Source organism: Planotetraspora mira (genome assembly GCF_016863275.1).
GTDB classification, from domain to species: domain Bacteria; phylum Actinomycetota; class Actinomycetes; order Streptosporangiales; family Streptosporangiaceae; genus Planotetraspora; species Planotetraspora mira.
The window spans coordinates 17106-30459 of the sequence record NZ_BOOO01000055.1 but is presented as its reverse complement, the minus strand read 5'-3'; the positions used below and the strand labels follow the sequence as shown (position 1 = coordinate 30459).

General features: G+C 70.6%; 13 protein-coding genes and 1 pseudogene. 10 read left to right on the top strand and 4 right to left on the bottom strand.

Annotation, left to right across the window (positions count from 1 at the left end; genetic code table 11):
• The 10 genes and pseudogenes from Pmi06nite_RS40215 to Pmi06nite_RS40170 all read left to right on the top strand — a co-directional run.
• Positions 1 to 188 (top strand): annotated as a pseudogene (locus Pmi06nite_RS40215) (CpaF family protein); the annotation flags it as partial.
• A 43-nt stretch (positions 189 to 231) separates the two neighbouring features.
• On the top strand, positions 232 to 1209 hold the full coding sequence (locus Pmi06nite_RS40210) for a type II secretion system F family protein (protein ID WP_203958508.1): 978 nt from the start codon (positions 232 to 234) through the stop codon (positions 1207 to 1209).
• 21 nt (positions 1210 to 1230) lie between these two features.
• Complete coding sequence (locus Pmi06nite_RS40205; protein ID WP_203958507.1) at positions 1231 to 2172, top strand: type II secretion system F family protein; 942 nt, start codon at positions 1231 to 1233, stop codon at positions 2170 to 2172.
• On the top strand, positions 2173 to 2376 hold the full coding sequence (locus Pmi06nite_RS40200) for a hypothetical protein (protein ID WP_203958506.1): 204 nt from the start codon (positions 2173 to 2175) through the stop codon (positions 2374 to 2376). It abuts the gene before it with no gap.
• Between the two features lie 19 nt (positions 2377 to 2395).
• Positions 2396 to 2830 (top strand): TadE/TadG family type IV pilus assembly protein, encoded by a 435-nt coding sequence (locus tag Pmi06nite_RS40195; protein ID WP_203958505.1) that lies wholly within the window; start codon positions 2396 to 2398, stop codon positions 2828 to 2830.
• Positions 2831 to 2904: 74 nt separating this feature from the next.
• Complete coding sequence (locus tag Pmi06nite_RS40190) at positions 2905 to 3270, top strand: TadE/TadG family type IV pilus assembly protein (protein WP_203958504.1); 366 nt, start codon at positions 2905 to 2907, stop codon at positions 3268 to 3270.
• Positions 3267 to 3698 carry a Tad domain-containing protein gene (locus Pmi06nite_RS40185; RefSeq protein ID WP_239114539.1) on the top strand — a complete coding sequence of 144 codons (432 nt, stop codon included), beginning with the start codon at positions 3267 to 3269 and terminating at the stop codon, positions 3696 to 3698. The genes Pmi06nite_RS40190 and Pmi06nite_RS40185 overlap by 4 nt, the downstream gene beginning before the upstream one ends.
• 110 nt (positions 3699 to 3808) lie before the next feature.
• Positions 3809 to 7057 carry an AfsR/SARP family transcriptional regulator gene (locus Pmi06nite_RS40180; protein ID WP_203958503.1) on the top strand — a complete coding sequence of 1083 codons (3249 nt, stop codon included), beginning with the start codon at positions 3809 to 3811 and terminating at the stop codon, positions 7055 to 7057.
• 139 nt (positions 7058 to 7196) lie between these two features.
• Positions 7197 to 7841, top strand: a complete 645-nt coding sequence (locus Pmi06nite_RS40175; RefSeq protein ID WP_203958502.1) for a hypothetical protein — start codon at positions 7197 to 7199, stop codon at positions 7839 to 7841.
• Complete coding sequence (locus Pmi06nite_RS40170) at positions 7838 to 8818, top strand: hypothetical protein (RefSeq protein WP_239114538.1); 981 nt, start codon at positions 7838 to 7840, stop codon at positions 8816 to 8818. Before Pmi06nite_RS40175 ends, Pmi06nite_RS40170 begins: the two co-directional genes overlap by 4 nt.
• Positions 8819 to 8827: 9 nt before the next feature.
• Here Pmi06nite_RS40170 and Pmi06nite_RS40165 read toward each other — a convergent pair whose 3' ends face one another.
• The 4 genes from Pmi06nite_RS40165 to Pmi06nite_RS40150 form a co-directional block, all read right to left on the bottom strand.
• On the bottom strand, positions 8828 to 10342 hold the full coding sequence (locus Pmi06nite_RS40165) for an AlkA N-terminal domain-containing protein (RefSeq protein ID WP_203958501.1): 1515 nt from the start codon (positions 10340 to 10342) through the stop codon (positions 8828 to 8830).
• 66 nt (positions 10343 to 10408) lie between these two features.
• Entirely contained in the window at positions 10409 to 11317 is a 909-nt protein-coding gene (locus tag Pmi06nite_RS40160; RefSeq protein ID WP_239095511.1) for an NYN domain-containing protein, read from the bottom strand.
• A gap of 147 nt (positions 11318 to 11464) precedes the next feature.
• Positions 11465 to 11680 carry an acyl-CoA carboxylase subunit epsilon gene (locus Pmi06nite_RS40155; RefSeq protein ID WP_203958499.1) on the bottom strand — a complete coding sequence of 72 codons (216 nt, stop codon included), beginning with the start codon at positions 11678 to 11680 and terminating at the stop codon, positions 11465 to 11467.
• The gene (locus Pmi06nite_RS40150; protein WP_203958498.1) at positions 11677 to 13266 is read right to left on the bottom strand and encodes an acyl-CoA carboxylase subunit beta; all 1590 of its coding nucleotides are present in this window, start codon (positions 13264 to 13266) and stop codon (positions 11677 to 11679) included. Before Pmi06nite_RS40150 ends, Pmi06nite_RS40155 begins: the two co-directional genes overlap by 4 nt.
• Between the last annotated feature and the right edge of the window lie 88 nt (positions 13267 to 13354).

Below are 13354 nucleotides of genomic sequence, written 5' to 3'. Positions count from 1 at the left end.
ACTTCGGCGGAACTCTGCGGCGCTTCGTCTCCAGCGTGCGCGAGGTCACCGGCGTCGACGGCCGGGTCCTGTCCTCCGAGGTGTTCATGGCCTCCCCGGACGGCGGTGTCGTGCCGCACGCGCCGATCTCCTGCGCCGACGAGCTCGCCCACTTCGGCTACGACCCCATGCAGGGGGTGTGGCGATGAAGGCGTTCGCTCCCCTCACGACCTGCCACGGGGGAGGGCTCTGATGCGGCTCGTGCCTCCCGGGGTCCTCGACCCGCTGGTGCTGCTCTGCGGAGCGGCGGTCGGCGGCGGCCTGTTCCTGTTCGTCCTCGCCCTGTACGGCATGCGGCCCAGGCCCCCGGGCCCGGACCACGGTGCCGAGCGGGCGGAGGTTCTCAAGAAGCTGTCCACGAGGATCGCGGTGGCCGTGGTCATCGGTGTCGTCGTCCTCGTGCTGACCGGCTGGCCGGTCGTCGCGGTCGGCGTCGTGGTGCTGGTCCTGGCCTGGCCCGGCTTGGCCGGTGGTGCGGCCGAGGAGCGCAGGGCCATGCAGAACCTGGAGGCCCTGGCGGCCTGGACGGAGTCGCTGCGCGACACGATCGCGGGAGCCGCCGGCCTCGAACAGGCCATCCCCGTCTCGATCCGGGCCGCCGCGCCCTCCCTGCAGCCCCACCTGCGAGAGCTCGTGGACCGGCTGCACACGCGCATGCCGCTGACGGACGCGCTGCGCCTGCTCGCCGACGAACTCGACGACCCCTCCGCCGACCTGGTCATCGCGGCGCTGATCCTCAACGCCAAACTCCGCGGCCCCGGCCTGCGCGAGGTGCTGACCGCCCTGGCCGGATCGGCCCGGGAAGAGCTCGACATGAGGCGCAAAGTCGAAGCCGAGCGCAAGTCGACCCGCAAGAGCGTGCAGATCGTCGTCATCGCGTCGCTGGCCTTCGCCGGCGGGCTCGTGGTCTTCAACCGTTCCTATGTCGAGGACTATGCCTCCTTGCTCGGCCAGGCCGTTCTCATCGTCGTCGCGGGTCTGTTCGGTGCCGGGTTCGCCTGGATGAGGAAGCTGTCCACGTTCGACAAGCCCGCTCGGATCCTCGCCCCCTATCACCGTCAGATCCCGGACCTTCAGGACCCCGCGGCGGCGACGGGCCCCCAACCGTCTGGCGTGATCATGAACAAGTTCTCCCCGAGGGGCGGTGACCTGCTCGATGAACAATCGTGATCAGGCGATCGAGGTGGCGTCATGATCGCACCGGTGCTGATGGGAGGGCTGCTCGGCCTGGGCCTCTTCCTGCTGTTGCGGGCCTTGTTCCCCGCGCGGCCGGGCCTGATCACCCGGTTGGGCGCGCTCGACGTCGCCCGCAGCGGGGGCGTCGCCCCGAAGGCGTCATTGATCACCCTGGAGGAGGACACCGGCGCCTTCAAGCGCGCACTCGGCGCCCGGATGGCGGCCTTCTACGCCTCCAGAGGCTGGCAGGTCCGTTCGATCAGGGCGGACCTCGCGCTGCTCGGCAAGTCCTTCGAGGGCTTCCTCGCGACGAAGATCCTGCTGGCGGTCTCCGGCCTGCTGGCGTTCCCCATCCTCGTCGGCTGGATGGTGCTCATGGGCTGGGGGCTGTCCATGCAGGTGCCCCTCTGGGCGGCCCTTCTTGTCGCCGTGGTGTTCTTCCTGCTCCCTGACGTGCAGATTCGGCGGGACGCGACCGCCCGGCGAAACGACTTCCGCCATGCCGTGGGCGCCTTCCTCGATCTCGTCTCCATGAACCTGGCGGGTGGGCGCGGCGTGCCCGAGGCGCTGATCACGGCGGTGTCCGTCGGCAGCCCCCAGGGCGCGTCAGGCGGGATCGGTTCCAACTGGGCGATGGAACGCATCCGCCAGGCGCTCGCCAACGCGAGGATCGTCGGCATCACCCCCTGGCAGGCACTCGGCCAGCTCGGCGACGAGGTCAACGTCGACGAGCTCCGCGACCTGTCAGCCGCTCTCGGACTCGTGGCAGACGACGGTGCCAAGGTCCGGGCCTCATTGACCGCCAGAGCCGCCACGCTCCGCCGCCGCGAACTCGCGGACCTGCAGGGCAAGGCGGGGGAGCGGTCCCAGTCGATGCTCGTGGCTCAACTCCTGTTGTGTGCGGGTTTCGTGCTCTTCATCAGTTTTCCGGCCGCCATGAAAATCCTGGGAGTCTAAATGCCTGTCAGCTACCTCATCGCGATGTTCCATGACCGCATCCATCGGGCGCGGACCGCTCCGACCAAGGGGGCGTCGGCCGTCGAGTGGGTCATCATCACGGCCATCGTCGCCGGTCTCGCCATCACGATCTCGCTCGTCATCACCGCCGGCGTCACCGCCAAGAACACCGAAATCCAGAAGTCCTTCGGCGGTGCCAAGTAGCAAGACGCGGGAGAAAGTGATGGACCGCCTGTCGCCACGAAGGGCCGCCTCGGACAGGGGCGCGTCCGTGGTGGAACTCGCCCTGCTCATGCCGATCGTGCTCGTCGCGGTGCTCCTCATCGTGCAGATGACCCTGTGGGCACACGGCCGCCAGGTCGCGGACGCGGCCGCGCGGGAGGGTGCGCGGATCGCCCGTGCCTCCGGCGCACCGAGCGGCTGGCAGGGCGAGGCGGAGACCAAGGCGGAAGAGATCGTGCAGGCGATCGGTCCTCAGTTGCTCAGCGACGCGAGGGTGACGGCCTGGGAGAAGGGAGACGAGCGCGGCGTGGACGTGACCGGCACCGTCGTCCAGGTCCTGCCCCTCCTTCCGGCGCGCACGTTCACGATCACCTCGCATTTCGGCGGTCCCACCGAATGCTTCCGTCCCGATGACGGCACTACGGGGTGCGGATGATCCGGCATGTACGGCTTTCGCCCAGCAGAGCGCCCGCGCCGTCCCCGCGTGGAGCGCGGTCCGAGCACGGGTCGATGGCCGTCGAGACGGTGCTGCTGGCACCGATCCTCCTGATCTTCCTGATGTTCCTGGTGGGCGCGGGCCGGATCGTGGAGGCCCAGGGCGAGGTGAACGGCGCGGCGCGGGACGCCGCGCGGGCGGCCTCGGTCCAGCGGACGCTGCGCGACGCCGAGGAGGCGGCCAAGAACGCGGCGGGCGACGCCCTGCCGGGAGACTGCGCACCACAGGTCGGCGTCGACGGAGCGGAATGGGAGCCGGGCGGCGTCGTCACGGTGACCGTGTCGTGCCAGATCGACCTCGCGTTCCTCGGCTTCAGCGTGGCGCAGCGGATGTCCGGCAGTTCCACCGTTCCACTGGAGCAGTTCCGGAGGGTGGAATGACTCCTCTCCGGAAGTCCGCGCGTGATCGTGGCTCGATGTCGGTGTTCGTGGTGATCTTCTCGCTCGCGGTCATCCTCCTGGCCGGGCTGCTGGTCGACGGCGGGGCGGCCATCAACGCCCGGCTCAAGGCCGCCGACATCGCCGAGCAGGCCGCCCGTGGCGCGGCCGACCAGATCGACGTCCCGCTGCTGAGGAACACGGGCCAGGTGAGAATCCTCGGCGACGACGACGTCGTCTGCGCGAAGGCGGAGCAGATCGTGGACGCCCAGGCGGCGGAGGGTGTGGAGATGGAGGACTGCTCGCCCACGCCGACCGAGGTGACGGTCGTGGTCTCCGCCCACTGGGACACCGTCTTCCTGTCCATGATCGGGCTCGATGCGTACGACATGGAAGGCAGTGCCATCGCCGCTCCGGATGAGGGTGCCTGATGAGCGACACAGCGGCGGTACGCCGCCCATCGGACGACAACCCCGGGGAGGGATGACGGGTGTCCCACAAGCCCATGCCGCCGGGCCGGCGGCCGCCCTCAGGACTGGGCATGTCCCCACAGGACGGCTCGGAGGACGTGCGCGAACGCGGGCGGCCCAAGGGGAGCGGCTGGCCGCAATCGGCCGGTCCCCCTCCTCGTCCGCGTGGATCGGGCGCGTCACCGCGGCCGCCGGCGTCCCGGGGGCCCGCCCCGCGGCGGCCACCTGAGCAGTGGCGAAGCCGCCGTCCCGTTCGCATCGCGCCGCGCCGGACGGTCCGTGACGTCTTCGCGGGGCTCGGGGCGCTGCTGGTCCTCGTCGTTCTCGTGGGAGGCGTGCCGTACGCGCTGCTCACCCTGGCCGGGCCGCCCCTGCCCAGGGAACTGCTCCGCGCCGACCTGTTCACGAGGCAACTCGGACCGGAGACGGTCGTCGCGATCCTCCTCGTCCTGGTCTGGCTCGCCTGGCTTCAGCTGGTGTTGTGCCTGATCGTCGAGGTGTACGCCGGGATCAGAAGGGTCGGACTGCCCGCCCGCGTCCCCCTGTCGGGAGGCACTCAGGCGCTCGCCAACCGCCTGGTGTCCGCGGTTTTGCTGCTGTTCACCGCGACCGTGGTGGCCGCGCCCATCGTGCGCATGGGAGCCCCCACCCCGATCAGCCCGCAGACAGTGGCCCTGTCCGCACCGGTCGCCCTCGACGTCGCGCGGGACCCTGTGCAGGCGCGGGAGGTCAAGAAGGTCTACATCGTCCAGCCGCCGCACGGCCGCCATCACGAGAGCCTGTGGGAGATCGCCGACAAGTGCCTGGGTGACGGACGGCGCTACCACGAGATCTACCGGCTCAACCAGCACAAGGTGCAGCCCGACGGCACCAGGCTGCGCATGGCCGACCTGATCCGGCCCGGCTGGGTGCTCGACATGCCGGACGACGCCCGCCACGTCCACGTGGTCTCGGCCGACGACGACCGTTCGGAGATCCTCGCCGAGCATCAGGGATCATCCGGCGGCAAAGCAGATAAGGCCGATAAGCCCGAGAAAGCCGACAAGGGGGAGAAGGCGGAGACGCCTCAGGCGGGCGACGCGCGCACGGATCCCCAACCGGCCGGGGCGCCCGGGGAGGGCCGGGCCGACCCGTCCGCGACCGGCCCCACGACCGGCCCGGACGAGACCGGTCAGCCCACGGCGGGGACCGGCCTTCCCGGCCAGGGGAAGCCCGAGATCGTGCTCCCGCCGCCCGCGATGCCCGAGGGAACCCCCTCCGCGCAGGCCACCGCCAAGCCGTCCGCGCCTGCCACCTCCGCGCCCGCCACCCCGGAACCGGCAGAGTCGGCACCTGCCGCCCCGCCTGCCGCCAAGCCGTCCAGCGCGGCTCCGAGCCGGCCTGCCCCCAGCGAGTCGTCCGAGAGCGCGGGCGCTCCGGCAGGTAGTGCGCCCGTGGCCGATTCCGAGGACTCCGCCGCAGGGCTGGACCTCATCGACTACCTCGGCGCGGCGACGCTGGCCTCCGCCGGCCTTCTCGCCCTGCTCGGGCGGCGCAGGAGGGAGCAGCTCTGGCGGCGCGTGTCCGGCCGCAGGATCGCGCGGCCGCGCGGGGACGCGGCCGGCGCCGAGGTCGCGATCCGCCTGGGCGCGGACACCCCGGGCAGCCGCATGCTCGACATCGGTCTGCGCCTGCTGGGCAAACTCCTCGCCGAGGCGGACAGACGGCCGCCGACCATCTATGCCGTGCACCTGTCCGCCCGCGGGCTCGACCTGTGGATCCAGCCCGCCGACGAGGACGCCCCGGAGCCGTGGGAGGCGTGCGACGGCGGTCAGGTGTGGCGGTTGCCCGCCCACGAAGGCCGCAGGATCGACGAGAACGCCCTGGCAGGAGTGCCCGCCCCGTACCCCGGGCTGGTGTCGCTGGGCAGCGGAGACGACGGCCGGGTGCTGATCGACCTGGAGGCGGCCCGCGGCGTGGTCGGCATGACCGGAGCGCACACCGTGGCGGGCCTGTCCGCCCTCGCGGTGGAGTTGGCGACCAACCGGTGGTCCGACGACATGCGGATCACCCTGGTCGGGTTCGGCGAGGAATTGGCGGAGCTCGCGCCCGACCGCATCCGAACGGCGGGAAGCCTGGCCGAGGTGCTGCCCGAGTTCGAGGAGCGTGTCCAACGGGGCGAGGACGTCCTGCGAGGCCGCATCCACGGCCGTGTCGCCGACCCGGCCTGGACGCCGCACTACCTGTTGTCGGCGATCCGCCCCGACGAGGACGAGACCCGCCGCCTGGCGATCCTGGGCAAGGACATGCGCACGGCCAGCGGATTCGTGCTCGCCGGAGAGGTCGACCACGCGACCTGGAACTGGGAGATCACCGAGGACGGCAGGGCGCGGATCGACGCCCTGGGCTTCGACGTCGACGCCCACCTGCTGCCCCGCAGGCACTACGACGCCGTGATCGGCCTGTTTCGTACGGCTCAGCAGACCGAGGGTGAGCCGCTCACCGGCCATGATGAGCCGGTCGAACACGGGCAGGACGATCCGCCGTCGATCGAGGTGCGCATCCTCGGCCCGATCGAGATCAGCCCGGTCAACCCGCTCGAGGAGGGCAGGGCCGCGCTGGCCCAGGAGCTGGTCGTCTATCTGGCCACGCACAGGGCCGGCGTCCATCCCGTCGTCCTGGGCGGAGTGTTGTGGCCCCGCGGAGTTCAGCCCGTCGTCAGGGACGCCACCATCGCGCGGGTGGCCGAATGGCTCGGGAAGGACGCGGAGGGGCGGCCGCATCTCTTCCTCGACAACTCCGGCAGGCTCCGCCTCGGCCCGGAGGTCCGTACGGACTGGCAGTTGTTCCACTCGCTGGTCCGCAGAGCGGGTGAACTCGCCGACGCGGGACGGTCCGACGACGCGCAGGCCGCGCTGCTGGACAAGGCTCTGGCGCTCGTGCGCGGACCCCTCCTGAACGGACGGCCGGGCAACAGATACGCCTGGCTGGCGGCCGACTCCCTGGAATACGACGTGACCGCACGGGTGGCCGACGCCGCCCACAGGTTGTGCGCGATCCGGCTGGCGCAGGGCGATCCGCAGGCCGCGGTCGCGGCGGCGAGGGCGGGTCTCCTGCTCACCGCCGACGACGAGGGCCTGTGGCGAGATCTGCTGAGGGCCGCGCACGGCAGCGGCGACCAGGCTCAGCTGCGGGTGGTCGTCGACGGCCTGTACAGGCGCGCGGCCTCCCATCCGTACGGCGGCGGCATGGCCCCCGAGACGGAGGCGCTCATCGAGGAGCTCCTCCCGGCCTGGCGCCGCGGAGCCCGTTCCGACCTCAGAACCCCCCGTCTCGCCTGATCGGAGCCCCGAATTGCGTGCCCGTGCCACCTCCGGATCATGCCGATCCGCGCATAACGGTGGAGGACTCCCCGCCACGATGACTACGGTCGTCCCGGCGGGGGGTTCCACCGACCGGAGGACCGACCGGAGGCCGCTGTTGACGCGCTGGAGAGCCGCCGCCGTGGTGTCGGTCTGCGCCGTCCTGACGGCCTGCGGGGGATCGCCGCAGGAGCGCGAGTTCACGCCCGCGGGAGCGGTCGCCGGTCAGCCCTCGAGCGGAGCGGGGACGGCGAAGCCGCCGGTTGCCGAGACGGTCGCCGCGGGCCCCGGGCTGAAGGTCGAGACCGAGTGGCCCACCGGGCTGAACGCCTCGCACACCGCCATCGTCAAGGCGTTCACCGACTACTACGCCGGCCGCTGGCGGGCGGTCGGCAGCCTGGGCAAGGACAAGTCCTACCTCGGCGGAGTCGAGGACGCCGCCGCCCGTGACGCCTACAAGTGGGTGCGCGGATTCGTGGCGGGCAAGTGGTCGGCGCGTGGTGTGGCCAAGCTCTACGCGTTGCGGGTGGCCTCCGTCGACGGGCACGGCGCGCAGATCGACGCGTGCGTGGACGAGTCGGGAGTGCGGGTCACCGACCGGTCGGGCACGCCCGTGTCCGCTCAGCCCGCGTGGACCAAGCCGCCCCGATCGACGTATTTCCAGGTCGCGGCCGTACGACAGGGTGATGACGGCACGTGGCGCATCATGCTGTTCCGGCACGCCTCCTATCCCGACGAGCGCGCGAAGGAGTGCGTCCGATGAGCACGGAGCGAACCAGGCGCGGACGGTTGCCGAGGAGCAGGCGATTCCTGCTGGTGTCCCTGCTGGCCGGAGCGTCGCTGACGGTCGCGGCCGCCGGAGATCCCGGCGGGCCGCAGGGCGGCGGCTATCAGGACGGCCGTACGGCGGGCGTGACGCTGGAGAACTCCAGCATCAGGCTGTCCGGCAACGGCCTCGGCGGCAGCGCCGACGGCTATCGGGTGCCCCGGCCGTGCTGGTACGAGCCCGGCAAGTCCGCCGAGGAGATGCTCCAGAGCCAGGAGGACGTGAAGGACTGGTGGATCCGCACGAATCCGGGCTCGACAGCGGAACAGTTCGATGAGTTCCTGAAGCAGTACAAGGACAAGGTCGGCCAGCCCGGCAAGTGGTGGAGCCCCGCGTACAACTCGGCCGACCCCGGCGGCATGTCCTGCTGGGCCGGTCTCGAGGGGGCGCTGTGGGTGCCGCAGGGCACCACGCCGCCCGGGGGGATCACGGCTGAGGAACTGCTGCAGATCGCCCGTGCGGCGCTGACCGTGCCGGAGCCGACGATCCACCTGAACCCCGACGCCAAGAGCTACGTGAACCTGCCCACGTGGGTCTGGCTCGACGGCATCGGCGCGACCACCCGCTCGGTGACGGCCACGCTGCCCGGGGTCATGTCGGCCACGGTGACGGCCACGCTGAACAGGACCGAGGTCGGTTCCGAGCCCGGAGCCCCCTTGGCGGAGACCCGCAACGCGTGCGGCACGACCGGGAAGCGGGACCAGAGCGGCGGCTTCACCTGCGGCGTCAAGTATCTGCACTCCTCGGCCGATCCGTCGATGGGAGGCAAGGCCTACCAGCTCACGGTGACGACCGTCTGGGACGTCACCGGGGCCAGCACGGGGGGCGTCGTCGGGCTCGCCTTCGCCCCTGTGGAAGTCACGGTGGAGCGCGGCGTCACGGTCGGCGAGGTGCAGAGCACGGTTCGCCGCTGAGGCGTCCGGTCAGGCGGCGTCGGCGTTCCACAGGTGGACGGCGGCGTAGGCCCGCCACGGACGCCACCGCTCGATCTGCCCGGCCGGGATGCGCAGCCGCGTCATGGCCCTGGTGAGCCCGAGGTCGCCTTCCGGCCATGCGTCCGGATCGCCGAGCGCCCGCAGGGCGATGTAGCCGGTGGTCCACGGGCCGATGCCGGGGATCTCGAGCAGCCTGGCCACGGTGTCGGCGGGGTCCTCGGCGCCGTCGAGGTCGACGTCCTCGTCGATGACGGCTCTCGCCAGGCTCTTGAGCGTGGCGATCCCGCGATTGGTGAGCCCGAGACCCGTGAGGTCGGCGTCGGCCAGCCGATCCGCCGTCGGGAAGAGCAGCGCGGGTTCGGCGTCGGGCACAGTGCCGGGTACGGCGTCGGCCACAGTGCCGGGGCCTGTGTCGGGTACGGCGGGGCTTCCCGCACGGGCGACGATTCGGCCGAGGAGGGTCCGGGCGCCGGCGACCGAGATCTGCTGCCCGACCACCGCCCGCACCGCCAGTTCGAAGCCGTCGAACGCGCCGGGCACCCGAAGGCCCGGATGTTCCCCGACCAGCGGGGCGAGGTCGGTCGAGCCGAGGATGGCGGTGATCGCCCCGGGGTCGGCGTCCAGGTCGAGCAGCCTGCGGCAGCGCGCCACGATCCTGGCGAGGTGCCTGGTGTCGCCGGTTCGCACGGTGAGCCTGATGTGATCGTCCGCGGGGGTGAGCGTGATCCGGCCGCCGGGGACGGCCCGGCTGAAGCCGGTGACCTGAGCGGCTCCGCCGTCCGCCGGCGCCGACCAGGTGGCGGTCTCCACCCCCGGGATCGCACGGGCGGCGAGGAAGCCGAGCACGGTCTGCGCGTCGTAGGGCCGCCGATAGGTCAGCCGGAGCGTGAGCCCGGTCGTGATCGCCGGGGCGGTGCGGGAGGACGCCGGAGGCCCGGCGGCCTTTCTGAGCTCTCCGGGTGCGAAGCCGTACGACTCCTTCATGGCCGCGTTGAACTGGCGGACGCTGCCGAAGCCCGCGGCGAACGCCACGTCGGTGATCGGCAGCGGTGTCTCGGTGAGGAGTTGCTTGGCGAGCAGCAGCCGCCGGGTCCGGGCGACCGCGAGGGGGCCGGTGCCCAGTTCGGCGACGAACAGGCGGAGCAGATGCCGCTCGGTGACGTGCAACCGCTGGGCCAGCCCTGCCACGCCGCGTTCGTCGGCCAGCCCGTCGTCGATCAGCCGCAGGGCCCGGCCGACGAGGTCGGCACGCACGTCCCAGCCGGGATCGCCGGGGCTGAGCTCGGGCCGGCAGCGGCGGCAGGGCCGGAAGCCGGCGGCCTCGGCCGTCGCCGCGTGCCGGTAGAACCGCACGTTCTTCCTCGCCGGCGTGCGAGCCGGGCAGATCGGGCGGCAGTAGATCCCGGTCGAGGTGACCGCCGTGTAGAAGCGCCCGTCGAATCGGGCGTCCCGCGCGGAGACCGCCACGTAGCACGCGTCGAAGTCGAGCTGTTTCGTGGTCACACCTACGACGTTATGCGTCGGCCGTCTCTGCCCACCAGCGGAAATCGGACCTCGCCCGGAGGGCGTCTACTTGCTGGAGACGCCGACGCCGAGGTCGAACTCTCGGTAGACGCGGGCCCAGAAGCCGTCCCTCAGCCACACCCTGGCCTCGGGGTAGGGCCGCAGCGAATGGCCGAGTTCCTTCTCCGCCTCGATCAGCAACTCGGTGTCGATGACCGTGGGCAGGATCGGCCCGGGAAGCAGGTCGCGGATGTTGTCGCGTCCCCGGGTGAGGATCCACTTCTGCGCGACATGCTCGCCGACCTCTTCGACGTGCGGCCTGCCGGGGCCGAGCTTCGCCACCTGGCCGCCGGCCGGCACCTTCGGCACCGGTTTGACCGTACGGCCGGCGAACACCTGGGCCGGCGACGGCGCAGGGGTGACGGGAACGGGAACGGGAGCACGATTGAAATAGGGACGCAGGAAATCGGCGTTGAGGATCTCCACCGTGTCGGACTCCCAGACCAGGCGCTCGGCCTGGTTGGTCCCGAAGGGCGGCTCGACCCCCCACAGGTGGATCCGCACGCCGTAGGCCTGGGCGGCCTCGACGGCCGGCACCATGTCCTCGTCGCCGGCGATCAGCACGGTGTCGCTCACGGCGTGATGGCGGGCCAGGGCCTCGAGGTCGCTGCGGATCTGCGCGTCCACGCCTTTCTGCTGGCCACGCGCGTTCAGGTTGCCCAGGCGGACCTTCACCCAGGGAAGCTGGGCGATCACGCGCTGGTCGACGGTCGGAACACGGTCCCGGGCTGCGTCGTACCAGTAAACGCGGAGCAGTTCGCCGGGAATGCGCTCAAGAGCGTGCTTCTGCAGGGACTGGATGAGCTCGTCCGCCGCTACGCGGTACTCCTTGCGCTCCTTCGCTCCCAAGAGGACTTCGCCCGCTGCGGCATACAGGTAACCCACGTCTACAAGAACGGCATACTTAGCGGTCATGCCGTGTGCGTTGAAGTCCGGGACGGCCATTGGTGTCCTCCAGGACTCGTCACTAGTTGATCGGCTGACTATATTCCCCCACTTTCTAGATAGTCCCAACTCTTGGGCCAGTTGACACCCTGTTCGACTGATCTAATCGCGCGGCGCTCACCTGTGGCCGGGCATGAACGCCGCCCGCCATGCCCCTGTTCCGCGAGGCAGCGCCCCGCGCATCCGATGAGCCGGATTCCTCCAGTTATTCACACGAGGGACGGCTTTCGCCTCGGGGGCCGACCGTACGGCCAGTGCGGCGACGAGCGCCGCGATCTCCTCGGCGGTCGCGTCGCCGCGCACGATCCTGAGGTACGGCTCTCGCTCGCTCATAGCGGGATGTTCCCATGCTTCTTGGGGGGCAACGAGGCCCTCTTGTTGCGCAGTGCGCGCAGTGCCCTGACGACCTGGACCCGGGTGTCCGAGGGCCGGATGACCGCGTCGACGTAACCGCGCTCGGCCGCGAGATAGGGGTTGGCCAGCGTGTCCTCGTACTCCCCGACCAGCCGGGCGCGCGCGGCGTCGGGATCGTCGGACGCCGCCAGCTCCCGCCGGTAAAGGATGTTGACCGCGCCTTGGGCGCCCATCACCGCGATCTGCGCGGTGGGCCAGGCCAGGTTGACGTCGGCGCCGAGGTGCTTGGAGCCCATGACGTCGTAGGCCCCGCCGTACGCCTTCCTGGTGATGACCGTGACCAACGGCACCGTCGCTTCGGCATAGGCGTAGAGGAGTTTCGCGCCCCGGCGAATGATGCCATTCCATTCCTGGTCTGTCCCAGGAAGAAATCCAGGCACATCAACAAATGTCAACACTGGGATGTTGAAGGCATCGCATGTGCGGACGAACCGAGCCGCTTTCTCCGAAGCCGCGATGTCGAGAGTCCCGGCGAAACTCATCGGCTGGTTGGCGACCACCCCCACCGAATGTCCCTCGACTCGACCGAAGCCGACCACGATGTTCGGGGCGAAGCCGGCGTGGATCTCCAGGAACTCGCCGTCGTCCAGGACGTGCCGAATGACCGTCTGCATGTCATAGGGCTGGTTGGCCGAGTCGGGGATGAGGGTGTCGAGTTCCCTGTCGTCGTCGGTCGTCTCCAGCGAGACCTCGACGGCGAACTCGGGAGCCGCGTCCATGTTGTTCGAGGGCAGGTAGGACAGCAGGGCCTTGGCGTAGTCGAGGCAGTCCTCCTCGTCGGAGGCCTCGTAGTGGGCGACCCCGGACTTGGAGTTGTGCGTGTGCGCACCCCCCAGTTCCTCGAACGTCACCTCCTCGCCGGTGACCGTCTTGATCACGTCCGGGCCGGTGATGAACATGTGCGACTTCTCCTGAACCATCAGGACGAAGTCGGTCAGAGCGGGGGAGTAGACGGCCCCACCCGCGCAGGGGCCCATGATCAGCGAGATCTGCGGGATGACGCCAGAGGCGTGCACGTTCCGCTTGAAGATCTCGGCGTAGAGGCCCAGGGAGACCACGCCCTCCTGGATTCGCGCGCCACCCGAGTCGTTGATGCCGACCACCGGGCAGCCGGTCTTCAGCGCGTGGTCCATGACCTTGACGATCTTCTCGCCGAACACCTCGCCGAGCGATCCGCCGAACACCGTGAAGTCCTGTGCGAACACCGCGACCGGGCGTCCGTCCACCGTGCCGTGCCCGGTGACCACGCCGTCGCCGTACGGACGCTCCTGCTCGAGGCCGAAGCTCGTCGACCGGTGCCGGGCCAGTTCGTCGAACTCCACGAGCGAGCCCTCGTCGAGGAAGGCGACCAGTCGCTCGCGGGCGGTCATCTTCCCCTTGGCGTGCTGCTTCTCCACCGCTCGCTCGGAACCGGCGTTCGCGGCCTCGCGCAGCCGCCGGTCCAGGTCGGCGATCTTTCCGGCCGTCGTGTGAATGTCGACCTCGTGAGCTCGCTCGGCAGTCATCGGTCGCACTCTCCTCGTCCGGGTCGCCCCGTTCTCATGGTCGCTCACCAGCCCTCGTCCGCTGCGGAAGTCGCTCGATTCTCATGGT

Coding starts and splice junctions, on each gene's coding strand:
- Pmi06nite_RS40205 (WP_203958507.1), top strand. CDS start 1,231: ATGATCGCACCGGTGCTGATGGGAGGGCTGCTCGGCCTGGGCCTCTTC.
- Pmi06nite_RS40170 (WP_239114538.1), top strand. CDS start 7,838: ATGAGCACGGAGCGAACCAGGCGCGGACGGTTGCCGAGGAGCAGGCGA.
- Pmi06nite_RS40155 (WP_203958499.1), bottom strand. CDS start 11,680: ATGAGCGAGCGAGAGCCGTACCTCAGGATCGTGCGCGGCGACGCGACC.
- Pmi06nite_RS40195 (WP_203958505.1), top strand. CDS start 2,396: ATGGACCGCCTGTCGCCACGAAGGGCCGCCTCGGACAGGGGCGCGTCC.
- Pmi06nite_RS40200 (WP_203958506.1), top strand. CDS start 2,173: ATGCCTGTCAGCTACCTCATCGCGATGTTCCATGACCGCATCCATCGG.
- Pmi06nite_RS40150 (WP_203958498.1), bottom strand. CDS start 13,266: ATGACTGCCGAGCGAGCTCACGAGGTCGACATTCACACGACGGCCGGA.
- Pmi06nite_RS40160 (WP_239095511.1), bottom strand. CDS start 11,317: ATGACCGCTAAGTATGCCGTTCTTGTAGACGTGGGTTACCTGTATGCC.
- Pmi06nite_RS40185 (WP_239114539.1), top strand. CDS start 3,267: ATGACTCCTCTCCGGAAGTCCGCGCGTGATCGTGGCTCGATGTCGGTG.
- Pmi06nite_RS40180 (WP_203958503.1), top strand. CDS start 3,809: ATGTCCCCACAGGACGGCTCGGAGGACGTGCGCGAACGCGGGCGGCCC.
- Pmi06nite_RS40210 (WP_203958508.1), top strand. CDS start 232: ATGCGGCTCGTGCCTCCCGGGGTCCTCGACCCGCTGGTGCTGCTCTGC.
- Pmi06nite_RS40190 (WP_203958504.1), top strand. CDS start 2,905: ATGGCCGTCGAGACGGTGCTGCTGGCACCGATCCTCCTGATCTTCCTG.